At 58.9% G+C, this 14034-nt stretch carries 14 protein-coding genes; 1 reads left to right on the forward strand and 13 read right to left on the reverse strand.

The window, feature by feature from the left end:
• Nucleotides 1-34 precede the first annotated feature (34 nt).
• The 9 genes from cmoB to plsB form a co-directional block, all read right to left on the reverse strand.
• Nucleotides 35-991, reverse strand: coding sequence for a tRNA 5-methoxyuridine(34)/uridine 5-oxyacetic acid(34) synthase CmoB (gene cmoB / locus ACEN8R_RS01070; RefSeq protein ID WP_018927039.1), 957 nt, complete (start codon nt 989-991; stop codon nt 35-37).
• A complete protein-coding gene (gene cmoA, locus ACEN8R_RS01075) occupies nt 988-1767 on the reverse strand; it encodes a carboxy-S-adenosyl-L-methionine synthase CmoA (protein ID WP_018927038.1) in 780 nt (259 codons plus the stop codon). The genes cmoB and cmoA overlap by 4 nt, the downstream gene beginning before the upstream one ends.
• 216 nt (nt 1768-1983) lie before the next feature.
• Nucleotides 1984-2619, reverse strand: coding sequence for a lysoplasmalogenase (locus ACEN8R_RS01080; protein WP_018927037.1), 636 nt, complete (start codon nt 2617-2619; stop codon nt 1984-1986).
• 2 nt (nt 2620-2621) lie between these two features.
• Entirely contained in the window at nt 2622-3014 is a 393-nt protein-coding gene (locus ACEN8R_RS01085) for a protease inhibitor I42 family protein (protein WP_018927036.1), read from the reverse strand.
• A 165-nt stretch (nt 3015-3179) separates the two neighbouring features.
• On the reverse strand, nt 3180-3590 hold the full coding sequence (locus ACEN8R_RS01090) for a hypothetical protein (RefSeq protein ID WP_018927035.1): 411 nt from the start codon (nt 3588-3590) through the stop codon (nt 3180-3182).
• 273 nt (nt 3591-3863) lie between these two features.
• The gene (locus ACEN8R_RS01095; RefSeq protein ID WP_007940472.1) at nt 3864-4553 is read right to left on the reverse strand and encodes a DUF4197 domain-containing protein; all 690 of its coding nucleotides are present in this window, start codon (nt 4551-4553) and stop codon (nt 3864-3866) included.
• Between the two features lie 55 nt (nt 4554-4608).
• A complete protein-coding gene (locus tag ACEN8R_RS01100; RefSeq protein ID WP_018927034.1) occupies nt 4609-5007 on the reverse strand; it encodes a YbaY family lipoprotein in 399 nt (132 codons plus the stop codon).
• 102 nt (nt 5008-5109) lie between these two features.
• The gene (locus ACEN8R_RS01105; RefSeq protein WP_018927033.1) at nt 5110-5502 is read right to left on the reverse strand and encodes a hypothetical protein; all 393 of its coding nucleotides are present in this window, start codon (nt 5500-5502) and stop codon (nt 5110-5112) included.
• 175 nt (nt 5503-5677) lie between these two features.
• Nucleotides 5678-8173 carry a glycerol-3-phosphate 1-O-acyltransferase PlsB gene (gene plsB / locus ACEN8R_RS01110; RefSeq protein ID WP_018927032.1) on the reverse strand — a complete coding sequence of 832 codons (2496 nt, stop codon included), beginning with the start codon at nt 8171-8173 and terminating at the stop codon, nt 5678-5680.
• A gap of 235 nt (nt 8174-8408) precedes the next feature.
• Here plsB and ACEN8R_RS01115 point away from each other — a divergent pair, with 235 nt between their 5' ends.
• Nucleotides 8409-8618, forward strand: a complete 210-nt coding sequence (locus ACEN8R_RS01115) for a cold shock domain-containing protein (RefSeq protein WP_007940478.1) — start codon at nt 8409-8411, stop codon at nt 8616-8618.
• A gap of 94 nt (nt 8619-8712) precedes the next feature.
• On the opposite strand, the gene ACEN8R_RS01120 is transcribed toward ACEN8R_RS01115, so the two are convergent.
• From ACEN8R_RS01120 to ACEN8R_RS01135, 4 genes are all read right to left on the reverse strand, one after another.
• Nucleotides 8713-9090 carry a hypothetical protein gene (locus ACEN8R_RS01120; RefSeq protein WP_018927031.1) on the reverse strand — a complete coding sequence of 126 codons (378 nt, stop codon included), beginning with the start codon at nt 9088-9090 and terminating at the stop codon, nt 8713-8715.
• Between the two features lie 95 nt (nt 9091-9185).
• A complete protein-coding gene (locus ACEN8R_RS01125; protein ID WP_018927030.1) occupies nt 9186-9995 on the reverse strand; it encodes a putative RNA methyltransferase in 810 nt (269 codons plus the stop codon).
• Entirely contained in the window at nt 9995-11146 is a 1152-nt protein-coding gene (gene dapE / locus ACEN8R_RS01130) for a succinyl-diaminopimelate desuccinylase (protein ID WP_028939204.1), read from the reverse strand. Before dapE ends, ACEN8R_RS01125 begins: the two co-directional genes overlap by 1 nt.
• 142 nt (nt 11147-11288) lie before the next feature.
• Nucleotides 11289-13877, reverse strand: a complete 2589-nt coding sequence (locus ACEN8R_RS01135) for a glycosyltransferase (RefSeq protein ID WP_026286491.1) — start codon at nt 13875-13877, stop codon at nt 11289-11291.
• Nucleotides 13878-14034 lie beyond the last annotated feature (157 nt).

A 14034-nucleotide genomic window follows, 5' to 3' on the forward strand; every position in this document is an offset into this window, starting at 1 on the left:
CGGCGACAGGTAGGCCGCCTTGCCCGCGAAGCTTTTACTTGCGGGCAACAATCACCGCACGCATCGGCGCCGGCAGCCCTTCGATCGTTTTGCTGTGATCATCCGGATCAAGGAAATCGCTCAACGACTGATACTTCATCCATTCCGTCCCGCGTTGTTCCTCGACCGTGGTCATGCTCACATCCACGCAACGCACATCGCTGAACCCGGCGCGACGCAGCCACAGCTCCAGCGCCGGCACCGACGGCAGGAACCAGACATTGCGCATCTGTGCGTAACGGTCTTCCGGCACCAATACCTGTTGTTGATCGCCTTCGATCACCAGCGTCTCCAGCACCAGTTCACCGCCCTTGACTAGGCAATCCTTCAGCGCCAGCAAATGCTCGATCGGCGAACGACGGTGGTAAAACACGCCCATGGAAAACACGGTGTCGAACCCTTCCAGATTCGGCGGCAGGTCTTCGAAAGGGAAGGGCAGGTGCCAGGCATTGGGCTCGGACAGGTAACGCTGTACGGCCTGGAACTGGCAGAAGAACAGCCAGTTCGGATCGACACCAATTACGCTGTCGGCCCCGGCGCCGAGCATACGCCACATGTAATAGCCGTTGCCGCAGCCGACATCGAGGATGCGTTTGCCCTTCAGGTCCAAATGTGGAGACACCCGGGACCACTTCCAGTCCGAGCGCCATTCGGTGTCGACATGCACGCCGAACAGGTCAAACGGCCCTTTGCGCCAAGGTGACAAGCCCATCAGCGCGGTGCGCATTTGCGCGCGGGTTTCATCGTCGCAATCGGTGTCCAGCTTAAGGCCGTTCAACAAGTCGACTTCGCTCGGCTGGATCTTCGGCAACGCATCCAGAGCGCTCTGCCAGCGCTCCAGATCGCCGTGACCTTTTTCCATTTTCTTGTCGAGTTGCACTTGCAGGGTGTTGGCCCATTCGGCCAGCGGAGTACCGGCCAGACGGCGGGCGAGGGGGGACAAATCAATCATGGCAAGGCAATCAACGAGGCAAAATTAAGACACTGGAACCACGGCACGACTTTCGAGAAACCGGCGGCCAACAGGCGTTCGCGATGTTCTTCGAGGCTGTCGGGCTTCATGACATTTTCGATGGCGCTGCGCTTCTGGGCGATTTCCAGTTCGCTGTAGCCGTTGGCGCGTTTGAAGGCCACGTGCAGGTCAGTGAGCAGCGCGTGTTCTTCGGGGTCATTGAAGCGCAGCTTCTCCGAGAGAATCAGCGCGCCACCGGGCAACAGCGATTGGCGGATGCGCGCGAGCAGCGCGGTGCGCTGGTCCGGGGCGATGAATTGCAGGGTGAAGTTCAGCGCCACCACCGAGGCCGGCTGAAATTCCAGGGCAAGGATGTCGCCTTCGATCACTTCCACCGGCAGCAACTCCTGGAACATCGAGTCCTGGCCGTTGAGGTATTCGCGGCAACGCTCGACCATGGCCGCGGAGTTATCCACAGCGATGACGCGGCAGCCGTCGGTGCGCACGTGGCGGCGCAAGGCCTGGGTCACGGCACCCAGCGACGAGCCCAAATCGTAGAGCACGCTGTTTGGCTGAGCGAATTGCGCGGCGAGCACGCCGAGGTTTTCAACGATGGTCGGATAACCCGGCACCGAGCGCTTGATCATGTCCGGGAACACCCGCACCACGTCCTCGTTAAAGGCGAAGTCAGGCACCTGGGCCAAAGGCTGGGCGAAAAGGCGATCGGATTCTTTGCTCACGGCGGTTCCAGCGGTGTAGGTGGAAAAGGCCGGCATTTTAGCCAACTTGGCGCGGGGATGCGCGGGTTTGCTGATAAACCGCCGGACTAACCTCGGTTAATGCAGAGACATGCTGTTGTGGCGAGGGAGCTTGCTCGCGCTCGGCTGCGCAGCAGTCGTCATCCGGTAAGTGGGTTTTGTCTGGGAAGTTGGTGTCGCCTGGGTTGGGGCTGCTTCGCAGCCCCGCGGGAGCAAGCTCCCTCGCCACAGGATTCAGCGCGGTTCCTGGGTGAACGCCGACGCCGCAATCCCCCATTGCCCCAGCCAGTAACTCAGGATGATCACGTAAGGCGCGGCATGAAATGGCATCACAAACCGGTTAATGCCAATCACGCTGTCAGAACACACAAACGCCACCGCGCCCGCCGCAGCCAGCAGCGCCGAGCGTTTGGGTACATCGGTGCCGAGTCGGGCCAGGGCGCGCCAGAGCATGGCGCTGATGGCCAGGCCGTAGACGATCACTGGGACCAGCAGCGGCCCCAAGCCATTGGAAATCAGAATCCCCAGCAGCACGGCACCCACGCCGAAGGCGAGGATCAGCGGCAACACAGCCAGACGCCGGCAATCGCTCAAGTAAGCCTTCAGATACGCCAGATGCGCGAGCAAAAATGCTCCAAGTCCAAACACGAACAAGTCTTGTGGCCATGCCAGCAACACATCGCCGACCAAGGAGAAAATCAAACCCAGGCTGATCCAGCGCCGATACTCGCTGGGCGGTGCATCGTGCAACCAGCCGAGCAGCGCCAGCACAGGCATCGGTTTGACCAGCAGGCAGAGCAGCGCGGCATGCACGCTCAGGCCATACACAAAGGTCACCGCGCCCATCAGCGCCAGAATCAGCCAGCCCACGATCAGTTAACCGCGATGGCGCAGTCGAAGGTTTGCACCGCCGGTACTTCCGGTGCCCACGGTTGTGAGTAAGTCAGCCGCAGGCGGCCAGTGCCGGTGGCGAAGGCCTGGAAACGCCAGGTCGAGACGCCAGCACTGCCGACGATCCCGGCGTCTTCCGGGTTGCTGTAAACCTCGGGGCTGAGCGCGCGCAACACACCACCGGCCGAATCCTGGATCGCCCAGCGGTAACCCGTGGTCGGGTTGCTCGGCAGCGTCAGGATCAGGGTTTGCCCGTTGTGCAGTTTCGCCGGGCATTCGCTTTGTTTTTCCACGGTCAGGTTCTGTTTCGGTTGCGAGGCGCAAGCACTCAGCAGAGCAAGGGCGAGGGGGACAAACAGGCGAGTGGGGGACATAAGATCAGCGGCTCCGGCGTTCACGACGAACGGCGAGCATAACTGAAGATGAGACAAATTGTGACGAGGGGCTGAGTCTCAGGTGAAATCGTTGGCTCGGCAAAGGATTCTTCTATGAATCCCGGACGCTATGCCAACGATTTACCTGTTGCACACGTCTGATCGCTAACTCGAAGTGAGGTCAAAACTCCCTTCAATGTGCAATCGAAGGTTAGGAGGGTAGTCGGCCTTTACATCAAAAGACATTTTGAAGTGCTGAGTGGCCTTATCGAAATCCACGGTGCAGGTGCCCTCAGAGATTTTCGCCTTGTCGGTAATTTGGCCTTTTTTGGTGATACAGACCAGGGTATCAATCCCCTTGGGATAAGTATGTGATCCGTTTTCCACATCCTTTTTAGTGGTTATGTAAATGGACTGGAAATCATCATTAGGTAACTCGCTACCCATCGAGCCACTGAAATGATGAATGTCATCTGCATCTGAATAGATATTGACGCGGGCCGCAATGAAGTCGCTGCCATCGATAGTTGCGGTAAAAGTGCCAGTTGTTGCGCTGGTAATGGTGGACGGAGTCATTTCCAAACCTTTTAGTTGTAGAGAGGGATAGTGTCGGGATGAATGTCACTCGCAGTCAGCATGCCCAGTAGGCGGAGAGAAATGAACTGTCAGAGTTGACAGTTTTTTAGACTGTTTTTTCTGTGGTTACTGTTTTTTTGGATATAAAATAGTCGCCGCAAGTCGAGAGTTTTGAGGGGGCTGGATCATCTGGTGCCGCAGCATAGCAAACTAAAAAGCCCGCTGAACCTGTGCAGATCAGCGGGCTTTGTGTAATGAGTTGCGTTTGAAAAATTACAACGTGCCGAAGACTTTCTTTGCCAAACTGGTCGCCGCTGCCGCAGGGTTCTTGCGAATGGTTTCTTCCTGTTTGCCAATCATCTCGAACAACCCGTTCAACGCCTGCTCGGTGACGTAGCTTTCGATGTTGGCGTTTTTCGCATCCAGTACACCCAGCGTCGCGGCTTGCCCGGCGAACGCGTTGTATTGCTGAGCCAAGCCCACTTGGTCGGTGGCTTGCTTGACGATCGGCAAGAACTTGGTGCGGATCTGTTCGCGGCTGGTTTTGCTAAGGTACTGAGTGGCCGAATCCTGGCCGCCGCTGAGAATCCCCTTGGCATCTTCCACGGTCATCTTCTTCACCGCATCCACCAGAATCGGCTGAGCCTGCGTTACCGCCGCTTCAGCTGCCTTGTTCATGCTGGTTTCCAGTTGATCGACCTGATCGCCCATGCCGAACTGTTTCATTTTCTTGGCGACCTTGCCCAGTTTCCCCGGCAGTTCGATTTTCACGTCCGGGTTGTTGCTGAAGCCGCCGGGTGTGCCCAGTTGTTTAACGGCCAGCTGCGCGCCTTGGGTCAGGGCGTCCTTGAGCCCTCCGGTGGCGTCTTGTTGCGACAGGTCACTGAGTGACAGTGCCAGGGCGTTGGCGCAAATCATCAAGCCTGCGCACAGGCCGGCGAAGCGAAGGGTAGGGCGGAGCATGGTGGCTTCCTTGTTCAGAAAAAAAGGTTCAGAAAAGAAGGTTCAGAAAAGTGAATTAACGGACCGCGTCCACACGGATTTTCAGGGGCTGCGGATCGCTGCCATCAAGTTGCACGGCGTGATGTTCAGTGGTGATGAACATCAGTTTGCCATTTATTTCTATGCGCGCGCTGACGGAATAGCGATGGCCGGGTTTAATCTGGGCCGGATCGAAACTCAGATGAAACGGCAGCGGCACCTGGCTTTTGACCGGGCCTTTCTGTTCGTCGAGCACTACCGCTGGTGCGTCGGCCAGAGACACATCTTGCAAGCTGACGCCCAAGGTCGCGCTCGGTGGCAGAGCGAGGCGTTGCAGATAGAACACTTCTCCGTCGAGGCTGGCGTTGGCGGTCGGCTGCGGTGACTGACAGGCGCCCAGCAGCGCTGCGACGGCGAGAATGGACAGTCTCTTCATTGTCGAACTCCGTAGCGAAGGCACCAGAAGATGCTGGTGCCAAAACCAATTTAACGGAATTTTACGCTGGATTCTCGGTTGTGTTTGCTCGCTGTCCAGTGATTACACGATGAAGAACGCTACTGGAAAGACAACTTCACGATGCGTGTCACTATTTTGCAGGTCGACGGTAAAGTAATGATCGGCTTTTACCATTAGGGTTGCGTCAGGATCATCTGTGCGATTCAGATACCTTCCATCGTCTGGTTGGTTGTGGCCAGGTTGCCAAATGTTCATAACAACGCGATAAGTTTTTTGCGCATCTTCGGGGTCTTGATTTAGTTCAAGGCCGCTGACGGATACACCCTCTTCGAGGCTCTCTTCAAAGGATGTGCTGATAAGGTTTTCTTCCGAGTCGCTGGCAACTTCGTAGAGATATTCCTCCAGAGCGAAATGCTTTTCGATTTTATAGGGTACATATTTTAGATCGTATTGGATTTCTATTTTCTTGGTCATTTTAACTTCCTTGTTGAGGTGTTGCTGCGTGTCATTAAGGCTAACACCGTTGTTTAGTGCTTGACGGTACAGAGTTGTATATGGGTATTTGTTTGGCGAAAGTTTTCTGGGGCGTATGGCGGTCTTGATGTGTGTAAAACGGAAAGAGCATCCTTGTTCTTTCCGTTTATTACCTTTAAGGGGTGATCACATCGGTTTCTGCCGCATCTTCACTGCGATGCAATGCCACCTGACGGATCGACAAACGAATCTCCGCCGGCAATACCCGTTTGGCCGCGCCTTCGGCCAGTTCACCCAGCAGTTCGTGATAGCTCAGTTTGCCGGCTTCGTCGCGGCGCAGCACGTCGAGATCCAGCATCGTCTGGATGAAGTGCCGGAACAGGCTCTTGTCGAAAAACTCCGGGGCATTCAGGCCGTGGAGGATCGACAGGCGCTGGGCCATGACGGTGCACAGGTCTTCCAGTTCTTCGGCGCTGATGCTGTTCTGGCCGCTGTTGAGCAGCAGGGAAACGGTCATGTAGAAGCGTTGCAAGGTCTGGGCGATGCTTTTCGACAGCAGCGTCAGCAACACGAAATGTCGCGAACTTGGCGCCGGACGCAGGTACACGTCCTTCTCGAAACGCAGCAGGCCTTGCTCGACGAAGGCTTCGAGCCACTGATCGATCACGCCATCGAGTTCGTCCAGTGTCCAGCGAATGAACAGCTCCGATTGCAAGTACGGGTACAGCGCACGGGTGTAGCGCAGGATCTGCTCGCGGCTCATGCGCGACGCGCTCTGGAAGAAACTCGCCAGCAGCGACGGCAACGCGAAGATATGCAGCACGTTGTTGCGATAGTAGGTCATCAGGACGGCGTTCTGTTCGTCCAGGTACAGAATTTTGCCCAGCGCATCGTTCTGCTCAGACAGCAGGTCCATGTCTTTCACATGCTCGATCAGTGCGCGGCCGTCACCGTCCGGCAGGGTGGTGTGCGGCGAGTAGGGAACCTTGCGCAACAGCGCCAGATACAAATCGAGCACCCGCGCCATGGCGCGATCGTCCAGGGCCAGGCGGCTGGTGGACAGCAACGCCAGGGCTACCAGATTCACCGGGTTGATCGCCGCCGCTTCGTTCAGATGCTGTGCGACTTTCTCGCCGAGGCGGTTGGTGGTTTCGTTGAGCCAGGCCGGTTTGAATTGCGGGCCGTGTGCCTGTTGGCGCCAGTCTGGCTGTTCGCTGTCGAGGAACTCCGCCAGTTTGATCGGCTCACCGAAGTTCACCGCGACCTGACCGAAACGCTGTTTGAGCGCGCCGATGACTTTGAAGATGTCGAAGATCGATTCTTTCTTCTTGCTCGCGCCACGCAATTCGCCGAGGTAGGTACGGCCTTCCAGCACGCGCTCGTAACCGATGTACACCGGCACGAACACGATCGGCATGCGCGACGAACGCAGGAAGCTGCGCAGCGTGATCGCGAGCATCCCGGTTTTCGGTTGCAGCATGCGCCCGGTGCGCGAACGGCCGCCTTCGACGAAGTATTCGACTGGGAAGCCTTTAGTGAACAGAGTGTGCAGGTATTCGTTGAACACCGAGGTATAGAGCGGATTGCCCTTGAACGTGCGGCGCATGAAGAACGCACCGCCGCGACGCAACAGACCGCCGATCCCCGGCATGTTGAGGTTGATCCCGGCGGCGATGTGCGGCGGGGTCAGGCCGTTGCGGAACAGCAGATAGGACAGCAGCAGGTAGTCGATGTGGCTACGGTGGCAGGGGACGTAGATCACTTCGTAACCCGGGGCGACCTTTTGCACGCCTTCGATGTTGTTGACCTTGATCCCGTCGTAGATCTTGTTCCAGAACCAGCTCAGCACCACTTCCATGAAGCGGATCGCGGTGTAGGTGTAGTCGGAGGCGATTTCGTTTCCGTAGCGCAAGGCCTGGGCCTTGGCTTTTTCCGGGGAGATGTTTTCGCGCTCGGCTTCGTCGAGGATCGCTTGCTTGACCAGCGGCTGGTTGAGCAGGCCTTTGACCAGGTTGCGCCGGTGGGAAATGTCCGGGCCGATCACCGCGGCTTTCAGATTGCGGAAGTGCACCCGCAGAATCCGCTGGGCCATGCGCACCGTGCGCTCGTGGCCCTTGTTGTGTTCGATCAGTTCGCGCAGATGGATCGGTGCCGAGAACTGCACCCGGGTCTTGCGCCCCAGTACGATGATGCTCAGCAACCGGCGCAACCGTCCGGTGACCGCCCAGCTGTCGGCGAACAGCAGCTTCCATGGGCTCGACTCGCTGTCTGGCGACTGGCCCCAGAACACGCTGACCGGGATGATCTGCGCGTCTTCGGCGGCGTTCTGGCTCAGGGCGCTGACCAGACGGGTCAGGGTTGGCGGCGCACCGCGTTTGTCCTGACGGCCGAGCCAGTCGGGATCCGGTGTCAGGTAAAAGAACGCGGCGGGCTCCACCAGCGCACCCACTGCTACCGGCAATACCGGACGGGGAAGGCCGGCCTTGCTGCATTCGGTATCGACCACGGCAAGGTCGGTCAACGAAGGATTTTGCAGGACGTAGAACACCGGCCGGCTGCGGTCGAGGTTAAGGGTGAACGACGACTGGTTGATCGTCTCTGAGCGAACCCAGAGGTACAGCAGTCGGCGCAGGGTGCCAAACACAAGACGGCGGAACGGGGAACGGGTCATACGGCTTCTGCGTGAGTGAATAAAACCGAGCAGTTGCTCGGGCGGGCGATAGTGTGCCGTATTCGCTGAAAATCGGCAAAAAAGCAGCGAAGTAAACTCCTGTTGAGAGTTTTTGCGCCTGTCATATACTCGGCGAGCCCGCACTGGCCAGACAGTGGCACCTTTCAGTGCAAGCGATGTTCCCGAGGCTTTCCTGCGAAAAGCCCGATCAATAATAAAAGAGGAGTATGAACAGATGGCAACACGCGAAACCGGCAACGTGAAGTGGTTCAACGACGCCAAGGGTTATGGCTTCATTCAGCGCCAGGACGGGGTGGACGTGTTCGTGCACTACCGCGCGATTCGCGGCGAAGGGCATCGCTCGCTGACTGAAGGTCAGCAGGTTGAGTATGCGGTGGTGGAAGGGCAGAAGGGGTTGCAGGCTGAGGATGTTGTAGGTCTGTAAACCTTAAGATCAAAAGATCGCAGCCTTCGGCAGCTCCTACAGGGGTACACAAAACTCTGTAGGAGAGCTGCCGAAGGCTGCGATCTTTTTCGTTTTACGCGGTTTTCCAGGTGATCTCTTCTTCGCCATCGACGCTGATGCGAATCCAGCGATCTGCCGTTTCCTCACCTTCTTCCTCGACCCAGCTACCCGGCGCGCAACGCACTTCGACGTTCAGTGCGGCAAATGCGGCGCGGGCGCAAGCGATGTCGTCTTCCCATGGGGTCTGGTCGCTTTCCAGGTACAGGCTGTTCCATTTTCCGACGGCTTTGGGCAGCCAGGTCACTGGCACGCTACCAGCCTTGCACTTGTAGGTCTGGCCTTTCTGAACCCAGTCGGTGCACGGGCCTAGAGCCGCGCCGAGCCAGGCCGCGATGGCTTTGTGATCGACGTCGGCGTCTTTCAGGTAAATCTCGATGTCCGGTTGGCGCATGGATGTCCTCACTGCGGGTCTGAAAAATCCATTCGCGGATTTAGCCGGCCTTGAGCCTTTACTCAAGACCAAAAATTAAAGTTGTTCTCTAACTACTACTGCAGAACGAAATAATCGTAGCGCATCGAAACGGTGACCTCGAACGGTTCCACTTGTTCAATGACCGCCGTCCGGCGTTCGGCACTGGCGCGCCAGCCGTGAGGTGTCATCGCCAAGAGGTTCGCGCGATCCTGACCATTGACCAGCGTCAGTTTGAATTCCAGGGTTTCGCTGTGTTGCAACGCCATGCCTTCCGGCACCAGCGCCAGGTGCTTGTCGTCGGTGTACTCGCGCACTTCGTCGTACAGCCGCTCACGCAATTCCATCAGATGGCCGCTGGTCGGCCCGACTTTCATCAAGCCGCCACCGGGGCTGAGCAGACGTTTGGCTTCTTCCCAGTCCAGCGGGCTGAACACGCTGGCCAGAAACTGGCAGCTGCCCGAGGCCAATGGCACCCGCGCCATGCTGGCGATCAACCAGGTCAGCGCAGGGTTGCGTTTGCAGGCGCGTTTGACCGCTTCCCGGGAAATGTCCAGGGCATAGCCATCGGCGTTGGGCAAGGCTTCGGCGATTTGCGCGGTGTAATAACCCTCGCCACAACCGATGTCCAGCCAGCGCTGGGGCGCATAACCGGCCGCCAGTTCCGCCAGACGCTTGGCCACCGGCGCGTAATGGCCGGCGTTCAGAAAGTCGCGACGGGCTTCGACCATCGCCTGGTTATCCCCAGGGTCACGGCTGTTCTTGTGCTGCACCGGCAGCAGGTTCAGGTAACCCTGCCGTGCGCGGTCGAAACGATGCCCGGCGGGACAGGCCACGCCGTTGTCCACCGCGTTCAGCGGTTCGCTGCAGATCGGGCAGGCGAGCATCAGGCGAGCAACTTGATCAGGGTTTGGTAGTAGATTTCGGTCAGCACGTCGAGGTCGGCCGCCAGTACACGCTCGTTGACCTGGTGGATCGTCGCGTTGACCGGGCCCAGTTCAACCACTTGGGTGCCCATGGTCGCGATGAAGCGCCCATCTGAAGTGCCGCCGCTGGTGGAGGCTTTGGTGTCACGACCGGTGATGTCCTTGATGCTCGCCGACACCGCGTCGAGCAGCGCGCCCGGCTCGGTGAGGAACGGCAGGCCGGACAGCGCCCAGTCGATGTGCCAGTCCAGGCCATGCTTGTCGAGAATGTCGGCGACGCGCTTTTGCAGGCCTTCGACGGTGGACTCGGTGGAGAAGCGGAAGTTGAACACCGCCACCAGATCACCCGGAATCACGTTGGTCGCGCCGGTGCCGGAATTGACGTTGGAGATCTGGAAACTGGTCGGCGGGAAGAAATCGTTGCCGTGGTCCCAGTGCTCGGCGGCAAGTTCGGCCAGCGCCGGGGCGGCGAGGTGGATCGGGTTCTTCGCCAGGTGCGGATACGCCACGTGGCCCTGCACACCGCGCACGGTCAATTTGGCGCCGAGGGAGCCGCGACGGCCGTTCTTGACCACGTCACCCACCAGGGTCGTGCTCGACGGCTCGCCGACGATGCACCAGTCCAGACGTTCCTTGCGGGCGGCAAGGCGCTCGACCACAGCCTTGGTGCCATGGTGCGCCGGGCCTTCTTCGTCACTGGTGATCAGGAACGCGACCTTGCCCTTGTGATCCGGATAGTCGGCGACGAAACGCTCGGCTGCCACGGTCATGGACGCAAGGCTGCCTTTCATGTCTGCCGCGCCACGGCCGCAGAGCATGCCGTGTTCGTCGATCACCGCGTTGAACGGATCGATCTGCCAGGCAGCCACCGGACCGGTCGGCACCACGTCGGTGTGACCGGCGAAGCACAGCACCGGACCGTCATGTTTGCCGTGGGTCGCCCAGAAGTTATCCACATCTTCGATGCGCATCGGTTCCAGCATAAAACCGGCATCGCCCAGGCGCTGCATCATCTGCTTCTGGCAATCGGCGTCGACCGGCGTCACGGATGGACGACGGATCAGGTCGATGGCGAGTTGAAGGGTCGGCGAAAGGTCGGCGTGGGCCGTCATGTAAGAACTCCGAGGTGCGCACGGTAAACATGTAGGGGCTGCCGAAGCAGCTCCTACCGAGTTTGTTGGCATTGAAAAAGGCGATCATTCTAAAGCAAAACGGCGGCCCGAAGGCCGCCGTTTGACGTTATCTAATAACGGATTACGCCGGTACCGGCGCAGCTTCTACCGAAGGTTTGGGCAGCGACGACAGGAACGCCATGATCAGCGCCGCCAGGTACGGCAGCGACTGTACCAGCAGCATGGTCACCCAGAAGCGCATGTCGTTGCTCGGTATACCCTGCACCAGGAAGATCCCCAGCGCCGCGCCCCACAGCAGCAGCATGATGAACAGCTCTTCGCGAGCCTCCGAAATCGCCACCCAGAAGCCGTGGTTATCGGCATTTTTCGGTGTGCGGAAGAACGGAATGCTGCTGGTGAAGAAGCCGTACAGCACCGCTTTGGCGATGGTGTGCGACAACGCCAGCCCGGCCAACGCGGCGCAGAAGGCGTCTTTCAGGTTGACCCCGACCGCACGGCGGTACAGGAAGATGATCTTGCCCACCTTGAACACGAACAGCGCCAATGGCGGGATCGCGAAAATCAGCAGCGGTGGATCGACCCGTTGCGGCACGATGATCATCGCCGCCGACCACAACAGTGCGCCGATGGTGAAGAAGATGTTCATGCCGTCCGCCACCCACGGCAACCAGCCCGCGAGGAAGTGGTAACGCTGGCCACGGGTCAGCTCGGTGTCCTTGCCGCGCAGCAGGCTGGCGGTGTGACGCTTGATGATCTGGATCGCGCCATAGGCCCAGCGGAAACGCTGTTTCTTGAAGTCGATAAAGGTATCGGGCATCAGGCCTTTGCCGTAGCTGTCGTGGTAATACGCTGCCGACAGACCTTTTTCGAATACACGCAGACCCAGCTCGGCGTCTTCACAGATACACCAGTCGGCCCAGCCCAGTTCCTCGAGCACCGAGCGACGGGTCATGGTCATGGTGCCGTGCTGGATGATCGCGTCGCGGTCGTTGCGGGTGACCATGCCGATATGGAAGAAGCCTTTGTATTCGGCGTAGCAGAGCTTCTTGAAGGTGCTTTCGTTCTGGTCGCGGTAATCCTGTGGCGATTGCACCACGGCGATTTTCGGGTCGGCGAAGTGCGGCACCATGTGCTTGAGCCAATTCGGGTGCACGCAGTAGTCCGAGTCGATCACCGCAATCACTTCGGCGTCCTTGGCGGTGTGCGGAATCAGGTAATTCAGTGCGCCGCCCTTGAAACCGGCCAATGGCGCGACGTGGAAGAACTTGAAGCGCGGGCCGAGGGTTTCGCAATAATCACGCACCGGTTCCCAGACGGCCGGGTCCTTGGTGTTGTTGTCGATGATCAGGACTTCGAAGTCCGGATAGTCGAGGTTGGCCAGGGCGTTGAGGGTCTGTTTGACCATCTCCGGCGGCTCGTTGTAGCACGGTACGTGAATCGACACTTTCGGTCGGTAGTCCGAATCGCCCACCACTGGCAGGAATTCACGCCGGCGTTTGTGGGTCCAGACTGCTTCGGCGAGCTCATGGGCTTCAGTCAGCAGAACGATGAACACTCCGAGCGCACCGAGGGCAAGCAGGAAACCCACCGTCAGACTGAACCAGGTGCTGTATTGCTGGCTGTAGTCGTAACCGATCCACACCAGCACCGAACCGCAGAGGAACGCGATAAAGGTCAGGAAGGTACGGCCGCGTTGACGCAGGGCCGAACCGTCGATCATCAGCAGGGTCAGGGACAGCAGCGCCAGCACTACCGAGCCGATAGCCAGTACGCGCCATTGCGGGATCGCGACAACCGGGCCTTCGAAGTTGAATTTCTGCTGACGCGCGGCGTTGAACACGCCCCAGTATGCGCCCACCGAGCCTTCGTCACTGGCCTTCCACGGTTGGTCAAACGCTTCGATCACGAAGTAGTTGAAACCCTGGCGGTTGAGCTTGTTAACCAGCGTGCGCAGGTAAATCGCCTGGTCTGCCGGCGACGCATCGGCGCCACCGCGCATGCGGCCGTTGCTCGGCCAGCCGACTTCGGAGAGCAGCAACGGTTTTTTCGGGAACATCTTTTTCAGGTCACGGGCGCGGTCGAGAACGAACTGGCCGGCCTTGTCCACAGGGATGAACTCCCAGTAGGGCAGGACGTGAGCTGCGATCAGGTCGACGTGCTTGGCCAGTTCCGGGTGTTCTTCCCAGACGTGCCACTGTTCGGAGGTGGTGACCGGAACCTTAACGGCTGCGCGCACACGATCCAGGATCACGCTCAACTCGGCAGCGGTGATTTCCTTGCGGAAGATCGCCTCGTTACCGACCACAACGCGAACCACGCTGCGGGAGGTGTTGGCCAGTTGGATGGCGCGCTGAATCTCGCGCTCGTTGCGTTCCTGGTCCGGGCTGATCCAGATCCCCAGGGTCACCCGCAGGCCGAACTCTTCCGCCAGTTTGGGAATGTCCTCCAGCGTGCCGTCGACCGAGTAGGTCCGGATGTTGTCCGTCAGCTTGCTCATGATCTCCAGGTCGCGACGCATTTCATCGTCGGTCGGATACTGGTCTTTCTGCGGGTACTGGCCTTGTTGAAACGGCGAGTACGAGAAGCCGGAGATCTGTTCAGGCCAGTTGGGGGCGGTGACCGGGCGATTGACCAACGCCCAGAAACCGGTGAACAAGGCGGCGATTGCTAGAACCACTACCAGGTTGAGTCCAAATTTACGCGATGACATAGCTTTTTCGGGTTCCAAAGGCTGTGGAACGAAGGAACGGTTGGCGGCCGGCTGCCAGGTGGCAGGGGCGCGCATCCTACACTGGAGGTTCTCTGACCGTACAGCGAACAGGGAAACGCCCGACATTGGGCAATCCAGGTCGACTTAAGTTCTTCGA

Source organism: Pseudomonas sp. Pseusp15, assembly GCF_059492165.1.

Excerpts from the sequence above, each read along its gene's own strand:
- ACEN8R_RS01125 (WP_018927030.1), bottom strand. The coding sequence starts at position 9,995 with ATGCTCGCCTGCCCGATCTGCAGCGAACCGCTGAACGCGGTGGACAAC.
- ACEN8R_RS01105 (WP_018927033.1), bottom strand. The coding sequence starts at position 5,502 with ATGACCAAGAAAATAGAAATCCAATACGATCTAAAATATGTACCCTAT.
- ACEN8R_RS01085 (WP_018927036.1), bottom strand. The coding sequence starts at position 3,014 with ATGTCCCCCACTCGCCTGTTTGTCCCCCTCGCCCTTGCTCTGCTGAGT.
- cmoA (WP_018927038.1), bottom strand. The coding sequence starts at position 1,767 with ATGCCGGCCTTTTCCACCTACACCGCTGGAACCGCCGTGAGCAAAGAA.
- ACEN8R_RS01090 (WP_018927035.1), bottom strand. The coding sequence starts at position 3,590 with ATGACTCCGTCCACCATTACCAGCGCAACAACTGGCACTTTTACCGCA.
- ACEN8R_RS01135 (WP_026286491.1), bottom strand. The coding sequence starts at position 13,877 with ATGTCATCGCGTAAATTTGGACTCAACCTGGTAGTGGTTCTAGCAATC.
- ACEN8R_RS01095 (WP_007940472.1), bottom strand. The coding sequence starts at position 4,553 with ATGCTCCGCCCTACCCTTCGCTTCGCCGGCCTGTGCGCAGGCTTGATG.
- ACEN8R_RS01100 (WP_018927034.1), bottom strand. The coding sequence starts at position 5,007 with ATGAAGAGACTGTCCATTCTCGCCGTCGCAGCGCTGCTGGGCGCCTGT.
- ACEN8R_RS01115 (WP_007940478.1), top strand. The coding sequence starts at position 8,409 with ATGGCAACACGCGAAACCGGCAACGTGAAGTGGTTCAACGACGCCAAG.
- ACEN8R_RS01120 (WP_018927031.1), bottom strand. The coding sequence starts at position 9,090 with ATGCGCCAACCGGACATCGAGATTTACCTGAAAGACGCCGACGTCGAT.
- plsB (WP_018927032.1), bottom strand. The coding sequence starts at position 8,173 with ATGACCCGTTCCCCGTTCCGCCGTCTTGTGTTTGGCACCCTGCGCCGA.
- dapE (WP_028939204.1), bottom strand. The coding sequence starts at position 11,146 with ATGACGGCCCACGCCGACCTTTCGCCGACCCTTCAACTCGCCATCGAC.
- cmoB (WP_018927039.1), bottom strand. The coding sequence starts at position 991 with ATGATTGATTTGTCCCCCCTCGCCCGCCGTCTGGCCGGTACTCCGCTG.